Annotated in this window: 20 protein-coding genes and 1 tRNA gene; 16 read left to right on the top strand and 5 right to left on the bottom strand. The window is 68.3% G+C overall.

Going from position 1 to position 20616, the window contains the following annotated elements; translation table 11 throughout:
- Positions 1-77 precede the first annotated feature (77 nt).
- From AWQ70_RS39295 to AWQ70_RS26760, 5 genes are all read left to right on the top strand, one after another.
- Positions 78-218, top strand: a complete 141-nt coding sequence (locus tag AWQ70_RS39295) for a hypothetical protein (RefSeq protein WP_157530432.1) — start codon at positions 78-80, stop codon at positions 216-218.
- Between the two features lie 124 nt (positions 219-342).
- Positions 343-2355, top strand: coding sequence for a PatA/PatG family cyanobactin maturation protease (locus AWQ70_RS26775; RefSeq protein ID WP_067181518.1), 2013 nt, complete (start codon positions 343-345; stop codon positions 2353-2355).
- Positions 2356-2398: 43 nt separating this feature from the next.
- A complete protein-coding gene (locus tag AWQ70_RS39290) occupies positions 2399-2593 on the top strand; it encodes a hypothetical protein (protein WP_066936515.1) in 195 nt (64 codons plus the stop codon).
- 52 nt (positions 2594-2645) lie between these two features.
- Positions 2646-4082: a S8 family serine peptidase gene (locus AWQ70_RS42110; protein ID WP_169808751.1), complete on the top strand. Its 1437-nt coding sequence runs from the start codon at positions 2646-2648 to the stop codon at positions 4080-4082.
- Positions 4079-5104 (top strand): DUF6895 family protein, encoded by a 1026-nt coding sequence (locus tag AWQ70_RS26760; RefSeq protein WP_066936509.1) that lies wholly within the window; start codon positions 4079-4081, stop codon positions 5102-5104. Before AWQ70_RS42110 ends, AWQ70_RS26760 begins: the two co-directional genes overlap by 4 nt.
- A 1009-nt stretch (positions 5105-6113) precedes the next feature.
- Here AWQ70_RS26760 and AWQ70_RS26755 read toward each other — a convergent pair.
- Complete coding sequence (locus AWQ70_RS26755; RefSeq protein WP_067181510.1) at positions 6114-6338, bottom strand: DUF397 domain-containing protein; 225 nt, start codon at positions 6336-6338, stop codon at positions 6114-6116.
- Positions 6320-7147 (bottom strand): helix-turn-helix domain-containing protein, encoded by an 828-nt coding sequence (locus AWQ70_RS38005; protein ID WP_084517845.1) that lies wholly within the window; start codon positions 7145-7147, stop codon positions 6320-6322. The genes AWQ70_RS26755 and AWQ70_RS38005 overlap by 19 nt, the downstream gene beginning before the upstream one ends.
- 547 nt (positions 7148-7694) lie before the next feature.
- On the opposite strand from AWQ70_RS38005, the gene AWQ70_RS38000 reads away from it, so the two are divergent.
- The 6 genes from AWQ70_RS38000 (at position 7695) to AWQ70_RS26720 (ending at position 12749) form a co-directional block, all read left to right on the top strand.
- Complete coding sequence (locus AWQ70_RS38000; protein WP_084517844.1) at positions 7695-8225, top strand: ATP-binding protein; 531 nt, start codon at positions 7695-7697, stop codon at positions 8223-8225.
- The gene (locus AWQ70_RS26740; RefSeq protein WP_067181501.1) at positions 8222-8497 is read left to right on the top strand and encodes a hypothetical protein; all 276 of its coding nucleotides are present in this window, start codon (positions 8222-8224) and stop codon (positions 8495-8497) included. The genes AWQ70_RS38000 and AWQ70_RS26740 overlap by 4 nt, the downstream gene beginning before the upstream one ends.
- 421 nt (positions 8498-8918) lie before the next feature.
- A complete protein-coding gene (locus AWQ70_RS40675; protein WP_067181498.1) occupies positions 8919-9752 on the top strand; it encodes a hypothetical protein in 834 nt (277 codons plus the stop codon).
- Positions 9752-10639: a TRM11 family SAM-dependent methyltransferase gene (locus AWQ70_RS26730; protein ID WP_067181495.1), complete on the top strand. Its 888-nt coding sequence runs from the start codon at positions 9752-9754 to the stop codon at positions 10637-10639. The genes AWQ70_RS40675 and AWQ70_RS26730 overlap by 1 nt, the downstream gene beginning before the upstream one ends.
- A gap of 265 nt (positions 10640-10904) precedes the next feature.
- Positions 10905-11099 carry a helix-turn-helix domain-containing protein gene (locus AWQ70_RS26725; RefSeq protein WP_245647166.1) on the top strand — a complete coding sequence of 65 codons (195 nt, stop codon included), beginning with the start codon at positions 10905-10907 and terminating at the stop codon, positions 11097-11099.
- 6 nt (positions 11100-11105) lie between these two features.
- Positions 11106-12749 carry a tyrosine-type recombinase/integrase gene (locus AWQ70_RS26720; protein ID WP_067181487.1) on the top strand — a complete coding sequence of 548 codons (1644 nt, stop codon included), beginning with the start codon at positions 11106-11108 and terminating at the stop codon, positions 12747-12749.
- Between the two features lie 797 nt (positions 12750-13546).
- Here the strand turns inward: AWQ70_RS26720 and AWQ70_RS26715 are convergent.
- Positions 13547-14317 carry a TetR/AcrR family transcriptional regulator gene (locus AWQ70_RS26715; protein ID WP_067181484.1) on the bottom strand — a complete coding sequence of 257 codons (771 nt, stop codon included), beginning with the start codon at positions 14315-14317 and terminating at the stop codon, positions 13547-13549.
- Between the two features lie 102 nt (positions 14318-14419).
- Between AWQ70_RS26715 and speB the strand changes: the two genes are divergently transcribed.
- Both speB and AWQ70_RS26705 read left to right on the top strand, forming a co-directional pair.
- Complete coding sequence (gene speB, locus AWQ70_RS26710; protein ID WP_067181481.1) at positions 14420-15436, top strand: agmatinase; 1017 nt, start codon at positions 14420-14422, stop codon at positions 15434-15436.
- Positions 15437-15588: 152 nt separating this feature from the next.
- Positions 15589-17070, top strand: coding sequence for a purine-cytosine permease family protein (locus AWQ70_RS26705; RefSeq protein WP_067181477.1), 1482 nt, complete (start codon positions 15589-15591; stop codon positions 17068-17070).
- Positions 17071-17230: 160 nt separating this feature from the next.
- On the opposite strand, the gene AWQ70_RS39285 is transcribed toward AWQ70_RS26705, so the two are convergent.
- The gene (locus AWQ70_RS39285) at positions 17231-17392 is read right to left on the bottom strand and encodes a hypothetical protein (protein ID WP_157530430.1); all 162 of its coding nucleotides are present in this window, start codon (positions 17390-17392) and stop codon (positions 17231-17233) included.
- A 226-nt stretch (positions 17393-17618) separates the two neighbouring features.
- Between AWQ70_RS39285 and AWQ70_RS26700 the strand changes: the two genes are divergently transcribed.
- Positions 17619-18023, top strand: a complete 405-nt coding sequence (locus AWQ70_RS26700) for a DUF6221 family protein (protein ID WP_157530428.1) — start codon at positions 17619-17621, stop codon at positions 18021-18023.
- Between the two features lie 576 nt (positions 18024-18599).
- Here the strand turns inward: AWQ70_RS26700 and AWQ70_RS26695 are convergent.
- Positions 18600-18673, bottom strand: a tRNA-Ile gene (locus AWQ70_RS26695).
- A 253-nt stretch (positions 18674-18926) separates the two neighbouring features.
- Here AWQ70_RS26695 and AWQ70_RS26690 point away from each other — a divergent pair.
- Both AWQ70_RS26690 and AWQ70_RS26685 read left to right on the top strand, forming a co-directional pair.
- On the top strand, positions 18927-20057 hold the full coding sequence (locus AWQ70_RS26690; RefSeq protein ID WP_245647165.1) for a sugar ABC transporter substrate-binding protein: 1131 nt from the start codon (positions 18927-18929) through the stop codon (positions 20055-20057).
- A 61-nt stretch (positions 20058-20118) separates the two neighbouring features.
- On the top strand, positions 20119-20316 hold the full coding sequence (locus AWQ70_RS26685) for a DUF2795 domain-containing protein (RefSeq protein ID WP_067181465.1): 198 nt from the start codon (positions 20119-20121) through the stop codon (positions 20314-20316).
- The last annotated feature ends 300 nt before the right edge of the window (positions 20317-20616 follow it).

Raw genomic sequence — 20616 nt, 5'->3', positions numbered from 1 at the left:
AGAGAGTATCTATAAAGTAACCGTGAGTAGGGGAATGCTGGTGTGCGGCATCACTGCCCAGCAGAAAGGAAAGGTCAATGAACCTGCCCATCCAGTCCGCCCCTGTGGTGCGCACCATCAACGGTGCTCCCTCGACCGACCGTGACGGCGCGGAGCAGTCCCTCTGGCCGGTTGTGCCGATTCCGGGCGTTCCCTTCGCCGACGAGAACGACGAGTAACCAGCCGGTGAACCGGTGAACCGGTGAGTGCCCGGTGCCCTCTGCGTTCCAGACAAGGCGGCGTCGGGCGCTCATCGCAGTGGGTCAGCCATCCAAGCGCCAGCGGGGGAGTGACAGGAGCGACATGGGCGAGGTGCGGGACATCCCCGGACTGGCCGATCTGTGGAAGTTGACCACGGGCGACGACCGGATCACGGTGGCCGTCGTCGACGGGCTGGTCGACGAGACGCACCCGGCCTTTCCGGCTGGAAAGCCGAGCCAGGTGCGTGACGTCTGGCCCGCCGGTGCAGCAGGTGCCAAGGCGGCCCACGGCACTGCGGTGGCCAGCGTGCTGTTCGGCCGCCACGACGGCCCGGTGATGGGTGTGACACCGGCGTGCCGGGCGATCAGCGTGCCGGTGTTCGTCGAAGGGCGGCGCACCTCCCAACTGGAGCTGGCTCGCGCGATCGAGCTTGCAGCCGAGGCCGGCGCGCACATCATCAACGTCAGCGGCGGACAGCTGGCCGACGCCGGCGAGGCCGAGGACGTTCTGACGCGGGCGGTGCGCCGCTGCCGCGAGCAGGGCGTACTGATCGTGGCAGCCGCCGGCAACGACGGCTGCCTGTGCGATCACGTGCCGGCGACCCTGGAGGGGGTGCTGGCCGTGGGCGCGTGCGACGATGCCGGACGGCCGTTGCCGATCAGCAACTTCGGGCCCGGCAGCCGCCGACAGGGGCTGCTGGCCCCCGGCCAGGACATCCGGGTCGCCGTACCGGGCGGCGGGATCGCGACGATGACCGGCACCAGCCTGGCCACACCGATCGTGGCGGGGGTGGCGGCGTTGCTGACCTGTCTGCAGTTGCGCCAGGGTGGCAAACCGGACCCTCTCGCCGTCGGCGAGTTGCTGCGCGAAACCGCCGATCCCTGCGAGCCGGGCACCGGCCCGCTCGACAGCCTCGACCGCCTGGACGGGCTGGGCGGTCAGGGCGCGGCATGCCTGCAGCACTTGAACGGAACACTCAACATCACGAAAGCGGTGACTGCTGTGACCACCTCATCCTCGACCTCTTCGGCCACCACGCCGGCGGGCCCGGACTCCCCGGTGGACGCGGGCGAGCCGGCCGTGGCCCCCTCCTGCGGCGCCCTGCCGCACACCGGTGCCCCAGCCGGGTGTGACTGCACCACTGGCGAGTCCTTCATCCCCACGACCGCCCCTCCGGCGCCGGTACCCGCTCCCGTCGTGACGCCGCCGCCGATCCCTGCCGGTGTGGTGCCCTCGGCAGATGAGCCCCAGCAGGCTCCGCCCGCGGCGCAGCGGCTGGTGTACGCGCTAGGAACGCTGGGCTATGACTTCGGCAGCGAGGCCCGCCGTGACTCCTTCAAGCAGCTCATGCCGACGGTGCAGGTGGACGGGCACAGCGTGCCGGCCAACCCCTACGATCCGCGGCAGATGGTGGCCTACCTGCGCGAGCACCCCTCCGAGGCGCGGCCGCTGATCTGGACGCTGAATCTGGACCTGACCCCGATCTACGCCATCGAGCCGGTCGGCGGGTACGGGCCCGATGTGTACGAGCGGCTGACCGACTTCCTGGAGCGCCAGCTCAAGGCCGAGGACGACGCCGAGTTCGTCGACCGGGTGTCCATCCCCGGCACGCTGCCCGGCCGTACCGCGAAGCTGTTCAACGGGCAGTACGTGCCGGTGGTCGAGGTGAACCTGACTCGCGGCCTGTACGGCTGGTCGGTCGCCTCGCTAGCCCAGGCTGTCATGGACTGCGGTGTGCCCGAGCACAACCAGCGCGGCCACGATCACGGCACCCCCCTCAGCGACGCGGTCGCCGACTTCCTCCAGCGCATCTACTACGACCTGCGCAACTTCGGCGCCACCAGCCGCGACCGCGCGCTGAACTACGCCGCCACCAACGCCGTCCAGGCCCGCGAAACCCTGGCCGAGGCTCTCGGCCACGGCATGGCCCTGCAGAACATCGACGTGGAGAAAAGCCCTTACGGCCGCCCTGACAGCGACTGCTGGGATGTGAAGCTGCGCTTCTTCGACCCTGACAACAGCAAGCGGGCCAAGCGCGTCTACCGCTTCACCATCGACGTCAAGGACGTCCTGCCGGTCAGCATCGGCCAGGTCCGCTCCTGGCCCGAAGTCTGACCGCCCACCTGTTCCACCTGCCCTCGAGAGAAGGAGTGTTTTGGTGAGCCGTCCCCCGCAGGCGCCCCCGGTGCGCCGACCCGAGCTGATCGACCCCTACACCACCCTCGGCCTGAACGCTGCGACTCGCGAGCAGCGAACCCGCATCCGCAACCTGCTCACCTTCAACGCCAACGTCAACGACCCCGCCGCCTTCAGCCGGCCGTCCTATGAGCAGGCCAAGCTGTCGGCCCTCTGAAGGTCGGTCGCCCCCTCTTTCTGGCAACCCCGACGACGACAGGAGCCCGCCGATGGCCGATGCCCGCACCGCCCCCGGCCCCGCGCCCGGGACCGCCGCCCCACCGACTGCGCAGCCGGATACCCCGCCCGACCGATCCGCGCCCCCGCCGCGCTATCCCGCGCAGGCTGTGGCCGGGATCGCCGAGCTGTGGCGGCACACCCAAGGCGGAGATCCGGGCATCACCATCGGCGTCGTCGACGGACCCCCACAGTTGTCCCACCCCAGCCTCACCGGCGCTGACCTACGCGTGCTTCCCACCTGGTGGTTGCCCCCCACCCAGACCGACCCGAAGATGGCCGAACACGGCACCTGGACCGCCAGCGTGCTACTCGGCCAGCCCGGCAGCATCCTGCCCGGCCTGGCCCCCCGCTGCCGCGCCCTATTCCTCTCCCCGCCAGTCGACGAGGAGAACCCGCCCGACCCGCTGTCGGGAGCGCGCGCCGTGGAGGAACTGGTGGAGGCCGGGGCCGACATCATCCAGTTCACCCTGGCCTTCCCCACCGCCTCCCACGACGCCGACGACATGCTCAAACGCGCCATCGCCCGCGCCATCGACGCCGGCGTGCTCATCACCGCGCCGGCCGGCAACGACTACGGCAACAACAGCATCGCTCCCGCCATCCTGCCCGGCGTGCTGGCCGTCGGCGCCCACCGGGCCGACGGCGCCATGTTCTACTTCAGCAACCACGGACCCGCCTACACCGGGCACGGCATCACCGCCCTGGGCGAGGCCGTCTACGGCGCCCACCCCGATGGTGACATCGAAGCGCAGAAAGGCACCTGCGTCGCCGTCGCCCTGGTCACCGGCGCCGCAGCCCTGCTGATCAGCCTGCAACGCCACCTCGGCCAGCCACCCGACGCGCTCGCGGTCCGGGATGCGCTGCTGGCCACCGCCCGCCCCTGCATGCCCGAACAGAGCCACGGTCAGACTGAACGTTGCCTGAACGGCTTCATCGACGTGCCCGCAGCCACTCGTCGCCTCCTTGCCGCCCCCTCGCCCGGCATAGGGCTTTCCTCCCCAGCCCAGCACGACCACTCGGCCCCGGCCCCTGCCAGCTCCGGCCGCGTCCACCAGCACGCCCCTGACGTCGCGGCGCACCCGCGCCAGCACGACACCCAGCACCTGGCCAACCTCGCCTGGCCCCAGCTGACAGCACACCTTGCCGACCTGGCCGACCAGGCCGAACCCGGCGCCCGTCCGGCCCTGCTCGCCCTGGTCCGACAGCGCGTCCTCGACGTCGCCCGGGGATTCGTCCGGGCGGTCATGCAACGCGACTACCGGCAGGCCGCCGGCGCCGCGCGCTGGCTCGCCCTGTCCGGGATGGCACCGCACACCCTTGGTCTGGAGACGGGCATCGACTTTTTGGCCCAGCGCACGCCTCACGATCCCCAGGCCGTGCACCATCTGCAGGCCGCCCGCGCGTTGCTGAACGGGAAGCGCTCATGACCGGCCCGATCTTCGACACCATCGCCGACGGGGCAGTGCGCTGGCTACATCAGCACCTCGACCGATTCCGGCTGAGCACCGAGCTGCGGGCATCCGACATCCTGCAGCCGCCGCTCCTCCCTGAGCGCTCCTGTACCGCCTGCCTTCGCCAGCGCGGCTGCCCGGACCATCCCCGGCACCGATACATAGACGCTCTCTGGTGGGGGCGCGCGCTGACGCCACTGACCGAACTCGCGCTGGCCGGCACCGCCGTCCTGCGGGCCAGCGATCCGCGCACAGACCGGCATCGACTCGCCCACGAGATGGTCGACATGATCTGGAAAGAGATCGATGCGGGAGAAGTCCTGTTCGCACTGTTAAAGGCCGAGCCGGGGGAGGGCAGCGTCCTTTCGCTCTATGCCTTCCTGCGGGAGAGGGGCAGGCGCCATGCGGGAATCGAGCACATCGCCGCCCAGCTCGTGACAACACGCAACTGGAGCGCCAAGGAGGTCGCCCCCTTCCATCTGCTGGCGCGGCTGACCTCCCAGCGCGCCCTCGGGCTCCCCGTCGAGCACGTGGACCTGGAGGAGGCCATCACGAGGACTTGGCTGGCGCGCACACCCGAACCATGGCTGTTGGATCACCACCACGCCTACGCACTCACGCACACCGTGTTCTACCTGACGGACTGGGGCCGAGCGCCCGCACATCTGCCCACCGCTCTAGCGGCTTACCTCAACGATTGGCTGCCATGCTGGTCACAAGTGTGGTGCGAGGAGGAGGACTGGGACCTGCTAGGCGAACTGCTGGCCGTAGACGCATGCCTCCCCCAGCCCACGCTGGACGAACGGCTGTGGAACCACCTAGCTCAGGCCCAGCTACCGGACGGCTCCATACCCGGTCCGCGGTTTCCTTCACGTGGCATAGATCAAGCTGACGGTGATGCCTACACCTACAACCGTCACTCCACCATCGTTGCCGCCGTGGCCGCCTCCTGGGCCTGCGCTCGAGCTGCCAACCGAGCCGCCACGACGATATCTTAATACTGTTTGTGATCTTGGTCGTCTGATCGGTCCTGCTCCGAAGAGGGCACACCCCCTGATGAGGTGCAGAAGATCGCGATGCTCGCATCCATCGAGACCACGATGCCCTACAACCGGCGTCGCACCTCCCTGAAGAACCACCGGCCGTACCAGCTGAAACAGTCTTACGCGGACGAGCATGACGGTAGTTAGGGGAGCCGTTCTCCCGCGCACCGCTCGGCGACAGCACTGCTTTTGCCCCCCGCGCCTGACGGTCAAGGTGCTGCTTCATGCCCTGCCGCGAACCGCATGAACGTCGCCGGGCCCGCTGCGGATCTCCGGCTTAGAGAGCCGCAGATCCGCCATGATCATGATGTTCCATCAGTGGGCAGGGCAGCTGGGCCGGTACGGCTCGGTGGGAATGTACTGCTGCCACTCCTGGGGGGTGAACGACCGGCCTGCCGCACACCGCTCGCGGGATATTGTTGGGTAACGCCACGTCCCAGATCGGGACGTCTCCGCTGCAAAGGCGTATGCGGAGGGCCGCGCTCCGAACGCCCAACTCCAGCCGCGTAGTTGGACCGGCCTGCTCGCCCTGATCGGCATCGATGAGACGCACGCCGAGGCTGTCGACCTGGCCGTCCCATTGATCGCGGTACCAGGCCATTCCCCGGTCTGCCGCATCCCATCGAAGATCGTTGCCTTGCTTCCATCGGGGAAGCGGACCCCGAAACGCTCGATCGACCGGCCGGACCGGTTCTTCGGTTCCTCAGTGGAAAGGGGGAGCCAAGTGGCCGCCGGTTCGCGTATCGGAGCTGGCATCTGTGGCTATGGCCACTGCCGCCACCTGAACCGTTCGAGTTCGTCGTGGAGTGGCCAGCCTTCGACGTCCCGTTGACATTCACCGAGATCGACGCGGCCCCGCTCGTCTCAGCCGCCACCCGCGCGCAGCCGCTCTGGCCCTGACAGGTGCAGGGAACGTCAGTCAGCCCCATGAGGTGAGGAGCCGTACGAGAAACGTCGCCGGACGCTACGCGTCGAAATCGCCATCCTTCACACCACCGATGAAGGCTCGCCACTCGGCGGGAGAGAAGAGCAGCTTGGGGCCATCGGGGTCCTTGCTGTCACGGACCGCGATGATCCCAGGAAGATTGCTGGCGACCTCGACGCAGTTGCCACCGTTGGCTCCGCTACGGGCACTCTTCCTCCATACGGCCGTGGAGAGGTCTACATCGGTCAGGCCTTTGTCTTCCATTGGTCTCGTGCTTCCTTGATCATCTCTAGTGACTGACCGGGACGAAGGGCTTCGGCACGAATCCTGTCATAGGTGTTCCACATGAGGCTCACCAATTCATGCTCGGCAGACACCTCACCTGCGCCCGAAGACTCTATGGACACCGTGGTTGGCGCGTCTGGTAGTTCGGCGAGGGCGAACCCCGAGGTCAAGCTGATCGTGCATGGCGCGTTGTGCGGAACGATCTGAACTTTCACATTCTGACGACATGCCACGGTTGCCAAGCGGTCAAGCTGTCCATGCATGACGCTTGGACCTCCTATCGGGCGGCGCAGTACCCATTCATCCAGCAGAAACCACAGCGCTGGAGGGTGATCACGATCGAGGATGATCTGTCGGGTCATGCGCGCGTCTACCTGTTCTTCAACGGCTCGATCCGAGGTGGCAAGGCCGCCGCGGAAGACGGCACGTGCGTAGTCCTCAGTCTGGAGTAGTCCGGGAATCAGTAGCGGATCCCAGCTCCGTAGTACCCGTGCCCGGGGCTCGATCTCCTCTGACCATCTGAGGAACCAATGGGGCGCCGACGGAGAGGTGATGTTCCGGCAGAGCCGGGCGAAGAAGTCGCCGGTACCGAACACTTCGTCGCAGCGGGCGGCCAAGTCCGGCTTAGGGTTTCGGTTGCCGATCTCGATGTGTCCCACGAGCGACCCTGACACGCCCAAACGCATGCCGAGCCGCTCCTGGGACAGCCCCGCCTCCTTGCGCGCCCGCGCCAGTTCACGCCCGAAGCGCTGAGTCGGTGTCAGACGCGGGTCGAGATCGTTCGCCATCCTTCGCTTCCTCCCCTGATCTCCTGGCGGCGCTATGACGCCTTTTGACAGACCGCTACAACGGGCGAAAGTTACCGTCGTCCGATTGTCGGCGAATTGCGGCTACACGTCTACCGAAACAGCGTGCAATCTAATGCCGGAACTTCATTCCCCAGCGCGGCAATGACAGTAAAGGGACATATCTGGCCAGCCGTCGGAGCAGTTGTGACGATCAGACCGTGCGTTCGAATAGCAACAGGTATGGAGGTGACCATATGGCCCCGAACATAGCCTCCCAAGCTGAGGAACAGCTCATCCATCTGGTGAGACTGGCCTGGGACCTGCGGACCCTTGGGGTCTCTACCTCGCTTGTGCTGCTTCCGGGTGAATTCCCTGCGCTGGACGTTATGCAACCGAGCGGCAGACCCCTGCGTGTCGAGATGATTCGCCGGCCGCATGGCTGGGTGTTCACCTGGAGGCCTTCATGGTCGAGTCTGTGGCGGCGAGCTGAATGGGCGTGGGCGCTTGATGAGGATGCGGCCACAAAGGTCAAAGCGGCGGTGAATCCGTGAAAACGAAGAAACCGAGCCGCGCGCGAGTGCGCCGCCGGACTGGATATGCGGCCGTCTCGCGCGATCGGAACCTATGCGCTCTTGGCCAGGCCGACTTCGCCGGACAGGCCGTATCCGTCGGCGCTGCCAGAGCATGGGCCGATGGCCTGCTGGCCGGACACGTCGCGGACGAGGTCCGGGAAGACGCCGTTCTCCTGCTCAGCGAACTGGTCACGAACTCCGTCGTGCATTCAGATTCCGGGCGCAAGGCTGGCGGGCTGGTCACGGTCTTCCTGGCGGCCGGGGACGGCGTCGCGCACTGCGAGGTCATCGATGACGGATCGGGCGCCAGCGTTCCCGTCATCCGCGAGGCGTGCCCGGAAGACGGCAGCGGGCGAGGCCTGTGGATGGTGAACGTCATGGCCGACGCCTGGGGAGTCCATCACGATGACGAGGCAGGCAATGCCGTCTGGTTCCGCATAGGCGGACAACCCACGTCAACCCATCTCATGCCGCTTTCGTCACCTTGTGCGGGAGGTGCAGCGTGAGCGTGTTCCCCATGCCCGACTTCAGTAGCCGGCAAGAGCTTTCCGACGACGAACTTCGGGAGATGCGCGAGACGGTCGCCCGAGCGTTGGAGGTGACAGCGGAGATAGCCAGGCGGGAGCAGCATCGTCCGCAAGGGCTGATCAGCGGTGGCCGTCTCACTCGCAACGGACTGAACGTCGCCACCGAACTCATGGGTATCCCGCCCGTCTCCGATGAGGAGTGGCGGGACATCACCGGCCCGCCGGACGGCGTCACCCGGCATCTCCACTAGCAATGATCGAAAAGCTCCGTGCCGCTTGATGCGGTCCCTGATGGCGGCACGGGAGAGCGGTCCCCCTCTGGGGTGGGCGGGGACCGCTATGTGGGCCTGATGGCGCGCGTGACGCTCCGCGCGCGGACAGGCCGGGCGCGACGGTACGGGCAGCCCCCCGACACCTCCGTACCGTCGCGCCCCTTCCGAACCCCGACTGGTCCCTGAAACGCCGCCATGGGCCCACGTCCCCGCCGCTCACGGACACCGCGTGTGGCGCGTTCGTAGCCGCAGCGGGCCCGCCGTCATGCGGCGTCGAGACGCGGCAATAGTACGGACGCTCACGCCTATTCGCGTGGAGGTTGTCCTAACCGGCATCTCGTCGCAGGTATTTGAGTAAGTGACAGGGATCAGGTGGCCTGGGTGACTGGGCCACACCATCGTGACGACCTCGCCGCACTCCTTCCAGGACTTCTCCGCTCACTCCGGCCCGCCGCGGCATCTGCCGCTCAGCGTCTGGCTCACCGCACCGGAGGGCAAATCACCCGCCGTCTGCCGCAGCGGCTGCTGCATGCCGGTCACCGGACGGCTCGCCCGCCAGCTCATCACGACCTGCACTCGCCCCGGCGATCTGGTCGTCGATATCCACCCTGCCGATCACACGCTGGCGGCCAACGCGGTGATCCTTGGCCGCCGCGCGTCGGCCGTTGTCACCGACCCCGAAGTGGCGGGTGACATCTGGACGCGGGTGACCAGCGGCCGCGAAGCCGATCGGCGAAGGGTGGAGGTGCGTGTCGCCCGCCCCGAGGCCGCCTATCCGGTGCTGGCCCACCGACGTGGTGAAGCAGCCCTCGTCGTCATCAAGCGGACCTGTGAGACGAGCACGTTCACCAGTTCGGTCGGCTTGCCCCTCGAAGAGAGCCCGCTGGCCGAGCCTGCCGCGCTGCTCGGCAATGGCGGCCACCTGGCCGTCGTCACCGGCGTGCACCTGGTCGACGGCCGCCCGTATGACCCGGTACCCGGCCTCATCCAGGAGGCGCGCTGCGCGGGGCTGGTCTACCTGCAGCACATCGTGGCGGTGCACGGGTCGGTCCGGCGAGGCCAGATCGTCCTGTCCCTGCTCCCAGCCGCCCTCACCGCTGCCCGGACGAGCGCTGTCCCGCCGCATGTGCCCACGGTGCTGCGGGCGCACGCGGACGTGCTGATCTTCACCAAACCCGCCCGGCCGCCAGTCTCGGCCGAGCTGTACCCGAACGAAGAAGGGGAGGAGCGGTGATGAGGGAGCTGATCGGATCAGTATGGGTCACCGGGCAGCAGCCCTCACGGACGCAGCGGCGGGGCCGCTACCTGCCCGAGTCCATGAAGCACCCGGGCAAGATGCTGCCCGCCATCGCCGCGAAGGTGATCTCCACCTACACGCAGCCGGGCGAGCTGGTGATCGACCCGATGTGCGGCATCGGCACCACCCTGGTCGAGGCGATCCACCACGGCCGGCACGCGGCCGGCATCGAGTACGAGCCGCACTGGGCCAAACTCGCCGCCGAGAACGTCGCCCACGCCCGCTGGAACGGTGCCCTCGGAACAGCCCAGGTCGTGACCGGGGACTCCCGGAACGCCTCTCGCCTCCTACTCGGCCTGGCCGGGACCGCAGCGCTGATGCTCACCTCCCCGCCCTACGGCTCCTACACCCACGGGCATATCCGCTCCACCCGCGATACCGGCGATCCGGGCATCCGCAAGTGGAACCACCACTACTCCCGCGACCGAGCCAACCTGGCCCATCAGAGCCTGCCCGCCCTGCTGGGCGGCTTCGCCCAGATCCTGGCCGAGACCGCGCTCCTGCTGCGGCCCGGCGGCATCGTGGCGATCACCGTCCGGCCCTACCGGGTCCGCGGCGAGCTCGTCGACCTGCCCGGCCAGGTCTTCGACGTCGCTCAGCAGACGGGGCTGCTCTTCACCGACCGGATCGTGTGCCTGCTGTGCGGGATCGACGACGGCCGAGTGATCAACCGGGCGTCGTTCTTCCAGCTCCACGAGGCACGCAAGGCGTGGGAACGCAGGGTGCCGATCCACGCGATCGCCCACGAAGACCTGCTGATCTTCCACAAACCACTCACCGACGCAGCCGAGGCCGGGCGGTCTGCCGATCGGGAGGAGCGGTGAGGACGGTGCTGGTTCGACGGCGACGCGGGGTTCCTGACCAGCGGATATTGCTTGACACGCATTGCAGAGGTGGGCGTCGATACCGGCGTCCATGGTGGACCGGCCGCCCCATACCTCGCCACACCCGTGTACGGCGGTGTGGGGTGCGCCAGTCCGGCAGGGCAACGACACCACGCCAGCGCGTCCAGGGGGCGTACCTGCGCCCGTGCGGGGGCGTGCGATGACACCGGCAATGCGGGCGACCGACCTCGGTGACCTTCCGGCAGTGATCGATGTGGTCACCGCGGGACGGCTGTTGGGGTTCGGCCGGACCAAGGCGTACCGGCTGGCCAAGAACGGCGAGTTCCCCTGCCGGGTGCTGCGGATCGGCCGCAGCTACCTGGTGCCGACGCGGGAGGTGTGGGCGTTGCTCAGCTACCACGACGACGGCACACGCCGTCCACAGCCTGAGGAGAGGTGATCAAGGGTGGCGAACGGCACCACCTACAAGACCTGCGGCTGCCGCGACGCAGCGACGGGCAAGCAGCTCGGGAAGAAATGCCCGAAACTCCGCCGATCCGGCGGCGGAGGCGAGCGATGGAGCAGCACCCACGGCAAGTGGGCCTACCAGCTCGAACTCCCCCCGCACGGGGACGGGCGACGCCGCACCCCGCTACGGCGTCACGGGTTCGCGAGCTTGGAAGACGCAGAGGCCGAACTCGGCCACGCACGCGGGCTGCTCGCCTTGGATGAGGACCCGCACACACGGCGGAAGATCTGCGAGCTGATGCTCTCGGTCCTGAAGGACACCAAGGCGCTCCCGTCGATCGAAGAGGTGCGACGCAAGGTCCGAACCCACCAGGACCTTGACCGAACCGTCACGGTCGCCGAGTGGATGGCGGAGTTCCTCAAGCGAAAGAGAAGGATCGACCCGACCACCCGGCGCTCGTACGAGGCACACATCCGGCTCTACTTCGTCCCCTATCTGGGAGATATACGCCTGGACCAGCTGCGGGTTTCCGACGTCAGCGGCATGTTCGACGCGATCGAGGAGTTCAACGACGTCATCGCCACCGCCCGCGCCAGTGACGACCCCGTCCAGCGGGCGACGGTGAAGTATCGGCGGTCGGTCGGTCCCGCGACGATGCACCGCATCCGCGCTACCCTCCGCCACGCGCTCAACGTGGCGATCAAGCAGGACCGGCTGATCGACTTCAACCCCGCCGCCGTGGTCGAACTCCCCGACGCCAAGCCTCCCAAGGCGCTGGTGTGGACGGATGAGCGTGTGACCGAATGGAACGCTGACTTCCAGCGGCAGCTTGCCGCCGAGCGGGAGCGGCGAGACAACCGGTCCTTCAACACTGTCGGCCTCTATATCTCTACGCCGCGTCCGTCGTCGGTCATGGTGTGGACCCCGGCCCAGACCTCGGCCTTCCTTGGCCAGGCGAGCGCGCATCGGCTGTATGCGCTGTATCGGCTGATCGCCCTGCGCGGCCTTCGTCGCGGGGAGGCGGTCGGCCTGCGGTGGAAGGACGTCGATCTCAATGCCGGGACGGCGGGGGTGCACTGGCAGATCACTCAGCTCAGCTGGCAGCCGATTCAGGGGAAGCCGAAGACTGAGGCCAGCGACCGCACCATCGCCCTGGACGAGGAAACCGTCCAGGTTCTGCGCGCCCACCGCAAACGCCAGGCTGCCGAGCAGCTGGCCGCGGGCAAGGCGTGGGCCGACAGCGGGTTCGTCTTCACCGACGAACTCGGGCGGCCCTTGCATCCGCAGCACGTCAGCGACCAGTTCCACCTGATCGCATCCCGGGCAGGTCTGCCGCCGGTCCGGCTGCATGACCTGCGCCACGGCGCCGCCTCGCTGATGCTCGCCGCCGGGGTGGAGTTGAAGGTGGTCCAGGAAACCCTCGGGCACGTCTCCTCGACGTTCACCCGCGACACCTACACCAGCGTCTATCCGGAAGTCGCGCGGGCGGCGGCTGAGTCCACCGCCGCGCTCCTGGCCACTTCGGCTCCGCCTCCGTCGGTACCACCGCGCGGGCCGGACGGTCAACGGAACAGCCGCAGACCGGAGAGGGGCCAGCGTACGGGTTCCCACGTGAGGCTATCCGTCGTGCCCGACCTCTGATCCCGAATCTCTGAAACGCGAGACAGGCTCGCTGGAAAGAACTCCAGCGAGCCTGTCTCGCTCTTGTGAACCGGGCGCCACGACCACCGGGCGGGCCAGTTACCTGCGTTCAAGGCGCAGTGGATCACCTTCTTCCAGAGGTGGATCCTCGATGTTGAGCTCATTCCGGTCGCCGAGGTTCTGTGGGAGGTGCGATCGTTACATCCGGGCGGCTGTCCGGCTGCCGGTCCGGGCGGAGTTGGAATGGCAATTGGCCATCGCTGATGGAAGGCTTCTCTGTGTGGTGGCCGCCGGTATGACGGTTCCTTCACGCCCGGGAGAGGTGTTTCCGGGATTGCGACTACACGCCGAGGTCGAGTCCTCGATGGATGACCTGATCGCGTTCGTGCAGGCTCGTATCCGCTGGCCGCCGTCGGCATCGCCTTCGGCAAAGTCCGGCCGTCCTGGGAGCGCTTGCGGCGGTGCTGCTGAGCGGCCTGGCGGCGGCCTACCGATCGCCGCGGAACTCAGTCGCGGGCAGAGCGGCAGCGCCGCCTGAACCCCACGTGGTGCCCATCCAGGCGGCGCGAGCGGCCCGGGCTTCTCAGTGTGCGGACAGGAGGGACAGCAGAACGAGGCCGACGGTCACGACCCCGGCCGCGGCGATACGCCGGAGGCCGAGCCGTTCCGCGAAGCACCTGGGCGAGGTCGTCCAGCTCGTAGCAGGCTTCTCGCGTTCGGCGTTGGACGGCAGCTCGGGGCGGCTGCCGTCATAGGCCTCTCTCCCTTCCTCGCCCGATCGTGCGGTTACAGGGCCTTCACGTGTCGGTCGGTGTGCCCGGTGACGGCGCGGGGGTGCGCGGCGCGCGGCGGCGGCGGGGAGTGGCGCGGTTGGGCTGGGTGTGCGGCGGCGGGGTTCCCGGGTCGGGGAGGGGCTGAAAGGGGAGTTCGCCGCTGTAGCCGACGGCGAGGGTGAGTTGGTGCGCGGCCAGGCGGCGGGCGTCGGTGAGGGTCGGTCCGCCCGGGTCGGTGAGGAGCCGACTCGTCAGGCCGTCGAGGAGGGCCATGGCGACGGTGGCGACGTCGCCGGGCTCGCAGTCGCGGAAGTCGCCGGTGCGCAGGCCGTCCTCGATGGCGGAGACGAGCGGGGCCAGGATGCGGCGGCGCAGTTCGGTGAGGGCGGCGGCGAGTTCCTTCGATCCGGTGGAGCGGATCTCGAGTTCGGCCCATAGGCGGCATTCGAGGACGTCTTCATGGGTGAGCGGCAGCCCGAAGTCGATCAGATCGGCGAGACGCTCGGCCGGGGTGTCGCGGTGGGAGCTGTGGGTGCGGCGTTCCAGGCGGGCTTCGGCGCGGGTGAGAGAGTGCGCGAGCGCGTCGGTCAGCAGCCGGTCGCGGACGGCGAAGTGGTAGTGCACCAGCGCGGTGGACACTCCCGCGCGGGCGGCGATGTCGGCGATGCGAACGCCGTCGAAGCCGTCCCGGGCGATGAGTTCGACGGCGGCTTGGAGGATGCCTTCCCGTCCGCCTCGTGTGCCGGTGACCGCAGGTTCGTCTACGTCGTGCGCGGTGGGGTCGCTTGCGCTCACGGCTTCGATCCTGTCACAGCTCTTGCCATCACCCGGTTCCTGACTTTAAAGTCAGGCCACCTCTCCTGACTTTAACATCAGGAGCTTGTTTGAGGAGAACCCATGAGCCGCTACGGAGCGATGTTCGGCCCCGACATCACATTTCTCGGAGTCGATCCCTGCACACTCGACGACCCCGCCACTTACCGGGACGCCGACGTGGTGATCGTCGGCGCCCCGTTCGACGGGGGCGTGAGCCACCGGCCAGGCACCCGGTTCGGCCCGTCGGCGATGCGGTCGACCGACTACAACGCCCATGACGGGTCACGCCCTTCGTTGCCGATGCGCGTGGACGCGCTGCGGGACCTGCGGGTGGTGGACGCCGGCGACGTGGAGATGTTCGCCGGCGACATCGAGGGCAGCATCGCCGCGATCGAGGAGGCCGTGGCGACGATCGCCGCCTCAGGCGCGATCCCGATCGTGCTGGGCGGCGACCACACCATCGCGCTGCCGGACATCACCGGCGTCGCCCGGCACCACGGGATGGGCCGAATCTCAGTCATCCACTTCGACGCGCACGCCGACACCGCGCACATCGAGTTCGGCCACCTGCACGGCCACGGACAGCCGATGCGCCGCCTGCTGGAGTCCGGCGCCGTCCGCGGGGACCGGTTCCTGCAGATGGGCCTGCGCGGCTACTGGCCGGATCCGGAAACGCTGGACTGGATGGCCGACCAGCGCATGCGCTCGTACGAGATGAGCGAGATCGTCACCCGCGGCCTGCAGGAGTGCGTGGACGAGGCCATGGGAATCGCGCTCGACGACTGCGACGGAGTGTTCCTGTCCGTGGACGTCGACGTGGTCGACCCGGGCATGGCCCCGGGCACCGGCACCCCCGAGCCCGGCGGACTGACCTCCCGGCAACTGCTGGACACCGTACGCCGCCTGGCGTTCGAACTGCCCATCGTCGGCATGGACGTCGTCGAGGTCTCCCCGCCGTACGACCACGCGGACATCACCGCGATGCTCGGCAACCGCATCGTGCTCGAAGCGCTGTCGGGTATGGCGGCACGCCGCCGCGGCGACACCTGGCAGCCGGCCCGGCCGCTGCTCGACGGACGCGGCACCGCGACCCACTGAGCACCCGGGCGGCCGGACGGCGCACCTCATGCCCCGGCCGCCCCGGTGTCGGCAGCACGGGGGCTGCACCGCGCCGCGCCCCATCCCCACCTCATCCCGCGTTCCGCCCGGTTTCTCCCGCCTGTTCACCTCCCAAGCCTGGAGTGCCGCTTGTGACCACGTCCGAATCCGCCGGCACCGCAGCCGAACACCCCGCCGACGCGGTGGCACCGGTAGCCCGCGCCACCCATATCGAGACCTACGGCATCGACCACATCCCCGAGCACGAGCGCTACGGTCGTCCCCGCGACATGTTCTTCGTCTGGGCCGGCGCCAACGTGAACTACCTGTCCATCGTCCTGGGCGGCTCCCTCGTCCTGCTCGGCCTCGACATATGGCAGAGCCTGGCGGTGATCTTGCTGGGAAATCTGTTCTGGGTGTTCAACGGCATCCTTGCCGTCTCCGGGCCGGTGTCCGGGACGCCGTGCAGCGTGCTCACGCGCGCGACCTACGGCATACGCGGCAACCGCGTAGGGGTCATCGTCACGAACTGGGCGGTGTGCGTGGCGTACGCCGCGATCAACCTCGGCATGGGCTCCCTCTCCGGGTTCGCCCTGCTCGACCACCTCGGCGTGACCGTCACCACCGCGGTCCAGGCAGCCGTCGTCGCCGTGCTCGCGGGCGGCACCTTGCTGGTCAGCATCTACGGCCACGGCCTCATCGTCCGGCTCAGCCCGCTGTTCACCGCCGCGCTCGCCATCTGCCTGACCGTGCTGGCCGGCTTCGTCTTCGGGCACGCCGACCCCGGCCGCGGCCCCGAGGGCGCACTGCACGGAACGGACCTGGCCGCCACCCTCCTGCTGGGATTCACGATCATGGTGTCGGTCCCGTTGTCCTGGGGCAGCGGCGCCGACTACGCCCGCTACCTCCCCGCCGACGCATCCCCCCGCGCGGTCGCCGGATGGACGACGCTCGGCGGATTCGTCCCCTGCGTCGCGCTCAGCGCGGTCGGCGTGCTGGCCGGCACCGCCGTCGACATGACCGACCCCCAGACGTCCCTGAAATCGATCGTGCCCGGCTGGTTCTACCCGCTGTTCCTGCTGGCCATCGTCATCGGCTCGGTCGCCAACAACATCCTCACCACCTACAGCTCCGCCCTCGCGCTGCAGGCCACCGGCGTGCGGATCGGCCAATGGGCCGCCGCCCTGCTCGACGGCCTGGCCGCCACCGCCATCACCGCCTACGCCCTGTTCATCACCGACTTCCTCGACGCGCTGAACAACATCCTCGAACTCACCGTCGCCCTCCTCGGCCCCGGACTGGCCATCAGCGCCGTCGACGTGATCATGCGCCGCAACCACTACCCGGGGCCCGGACTGCACAACGAAACACCCACCAGCGCCTACTGGTACCACCGCGGCATCAACTCCGCCGGTCTGATCGCCCAGGCGCTGGGCACCACCGCCGCGCTGCTGAGCTTGAACTCCATGTACACAAGCCCCATCGCCGCCGCCCTGAACGGCGCCGACCTATCCGCCCTCGTCGGACCCCTCATCGGAGGCCTGACCTACGCCGCACTGTTTCGCACCCTGTACCCCCACCAACTCGCCCAAGCCCGCCGGGAACAGGCCGCCAAGACACCCACATCAGCCTGATCCGGTGGGACTGTACGGTCATCTTTTCTTCTTGACACTCCCGCGCGAACGTGCCGGGCCCGCGTCCGCCTCGACGTCGGGGCGGTCGTACCGCTCCAGGGAATGGACGGAGGTGTGGCGGGAACGGGCCAGCGGCATCGGGGTGAAGGTGCCGTCGTCCTCAGTGTCGTGGGTCAGCGCTGTGGCGAAACCGGTGCAGGGTCCAGCCGCCCAGCTCCTCGATGTCCTCGGGCGAGGCGAGCGGGTTGGCCAGGAGCCAAATGTTCTCCTTGAAGATCTCTTCGGTTCGCCGGTACGAGAGTCGGGCGGCCGCCGAATCCACCGCTGCGCTCCTGGCCACGCCGAATCCGGCCCGTCGCCGCCCGATCATCCAGACCGACAACGGTCCGGGGGCAAGCAGGAAAGTGCAGGGCGGAGGGGGACGACGGTGCGGCTGTCTGTTGTACCCGACCATGAGGCGGTTCGCCGAATGCCAGTACAGGTCGGAGAGTTCGGGCTCATGATGGATGGCGTAACTCTCCCCATGAGTGATGAGGTCCGAGTCCCCGATGGATGACCTGATCGCGTTCGTTCAGGCTCGCATCGACGAGTCCTGGCGGATCGCCGGAATGTGCGAGCCGGGCCGCTGGTTCCCGTCCCGTGTGAGCGACGATCCGAGGTCCTTCTCGCGTCAGGGCGTGTATGGCCACCAGCGCGTGGAGGTGCCCGATTGTGCCCAGCCGCGGATCACGGTCACCCTGGACGCTGCGTATGAGCGGCACATCGTGCACAACGACCCGGCCCACGTCCTGACCGATCTGGCCGCCAAGCAGGACCGTTTGAAGTATCTGGCGCATGTGGCCGGCGGGAGCTGGGTCGATGCGGGGGAGCACGCCCAGGCCGAGCACCTGCTACGTCTGGAGGCCGCCGCCTACGACTGGCACGAGGACTACCGCCCGGAATGGCGCCCCTGAAGCACTCTCCGAGACAGGAACGACGTCGTCCATGCGGTGCTCGGCCACCGCCCGGAATCCTGACATTGAAGCGGCGGCGGGCAGGTCCAGGCCCGGCACGCAGGTACTGCAGAGGTGAACCTCATCGGCCTCGGCGTGCGCGTCTGTTGCGCGCCGCCACGTCCCTGGACCAGCGGAGCCTCCGGATGGAGGAGCCGCAGCAACCAGCAGATTATTCGTCCGCTGGTTGCCGAATTACGAGCCTCAACTGCCGGGATTTCGCCTATTTGTCGGAGTCGGCGCATTTGGAACGTCCGTGACCGCCGGAATGCCATAACCGGGCAGAGGAGCCCTGTGGGGCGTTCGGTTGTGGCCTTGTCTTGATCGTCACATTGGTCTGACCTGAAGATCGATCTCTGGGTGATCTACCGTGTGCCCGGAGCACGCCCGGTGCCCGTGAAAGTCCGCTGGTTGAGCTTCCCGGCGACGTACACGCGAGCAAACAACGAGCAACCAACAGGAGCCTGCTTCTCGGGCCGAGATCGGCGCGCATCGAGAAATCGCAGGTCAGAAGCCATATTCACTGATCAAACTGAGTAGGGCGGGTGGGACTTGAACCCACGACCCACGGATTATGAGTCCGATGCTCTGACCGGCTGAGCTACCGCCCCGCAATGGTGGAGTCTCTCACAACTTAGTGCCTCAGCGGATCAGCGGATCACACCGAAAATCGGGCCGGAAGCGGAGCCCGGGACGCCCTCTTCGGGAACGGTCCACGGGGCGGGAAGGCCCCCGTTCCTGTTCATGGCCTGTCCGGTGCCCGGTACGGCGGTCGCAAAGAACGGCTCCACGCCGTCCACGATCAGGCGTTATGTCCATGATGTCCGGGTACGGCAGGGCCGAACAGGCTGAAGGGGTTTCGCCGTGGGCAGAAATCTGGTTCGCCGGCTCATGCCGGGGGTCGTGGTCGTCGTTCTCATGGGTCTGGAATCGTGCGGTACGGCCTGGCGGCCGGGAGGGGATCCCTCCAACGTCGCCGTCGGCTCGCTGAGTGAGGGTTTCCCGATCGGCCTGCTGCTGCCGGACACACGGACGCCCCGCTACGAGAAGTTCGACCGGCCGTACATCGTCCGGCAGGTCGCCGCCCTGTGCCCGAAATGCGAGGTGGTGTACGGCAACGCCGGCGGAGACCCGCAGCGGCAGTCGCGGCAACTCGCCTCGATGCTCTCGGCGGGCGTGAAAGTGCTGATCCTCGACGCGGTGGACCCCAAGGGCGTGTCGGACTGGGTGGCCCTGGCCAAGAACCAGGGGGCGCGGGTCGTCGCGTACGACCGGCTCGCCGGCGGCCCGGTGGACGCCTACACCTCGTTCGACAACATCCAGGCGGGCAGGATGCAGGGCCGTTCCCTGCTGGACGCGATCAGGATCGGGGGCGATCTCCGGCGCGGCGAGATCGTGATGGTCAACGGCTCACCGGCCGACCAGCACGCGGGCGACCTCAAGAAGGGGGCGCACCAGGTCCTGGACGGGCAGGTGACGATCGGCAGGGAGTACGACGCTCCGGGCTGGAGCCCGGCTCGGGCCGGGGAGGCGGTGCACGGCGCGTTCACCGCGCTCGGCCCCGACAGGGTGATCGGCGTGTACGCCGCCAGCGACGCCATGGCGGGAGGCATCGCCACCATCCTGCGGAACGCCGGCGCCACGCCCGGCACACCGCTCACCGGGCGCGGCGCCGAGCTCGAGGCGCTGCGAAGGATCCTGCTGGGCGCGCAGACGATGACCGTCTACCTTCCGATCAGGTCGGTGGCGCGGAGCGCGGCCCGGATCGCCGTGGATCTCGGCGTGGGCAGGACGGTGTCCGGGACGACGACGCTCTCCAACGGCACGGTCGCCTCGATCCCGGCCACGATGATCGCGCCCGTCGTGGTCGACAGGGGCACCATCAAGGACACGGTGGTCAAGGACGGTTACTGGACCGCGACCGAGATCTGCGCGCCGCCGCATCTCCGTACGGCCTGCCTCGCCGCCGGGCTGACCCAGCGGGCCGGAGGTTGAGGAGGACCTGCTCGGGTAGGCGGTCCGGAGCCATCCGACGACCGGAACGGAGGAGGACGGCATGGCGAACAAGCCGAACCCGATCCAGCTTCAGAAGGACCTGAAGGGCGTGGACTACCCGGCGAAGCAGTCCGACCTGGTGAAGGCCGCCCGGGACCACGGCGCCAAGAAGGAAGTCGTCAGCGCCTTGGAGAAGATCCCGGACCGGGAGTACGACGGCCCGAACGCGGTGAGCAAGGCGGTCGCCGATCTCGACTGACGATCCCTGGTCGTCCGATCGCTCGCCCAGGCGGGCGCACGGCGGGGGACGGCACGCGCGAAACGGGCGCGTGCCGTCCGCCGCCTCGACAAGCGTGACGAAGGTGTTCTCCGAACGTCGGCCGCACCCCCCGGAACGTTTTCCGCGCGAACGCCGCGTCACCGGGAATCGGCATCTCTTTCAGGACGTTCTCGGCCCGGAGGCCGAGCCCCGTGAGTCAAGCGCCCACGCACGGTTCGCGCCGCCGTCCATGGCCTGATCTCGACGGGCCTTTTCGTCTTCGTCGTCTTCCTCGTGCGC

The organism is Microtetraspora niveoalba, from assembly GCF_001570405.1.
Lineage (GTDB): Bacteria > Actinomycetota > Actinomycetes > Streptosporangiales > Streptosporangiaceae > Microtetraspora > Microtetraspora niveoalba.
Note: the sequence above shows the minus strand (reverse complement) of the source record. Positions and strands in the feature narration are given on the sequence as shown.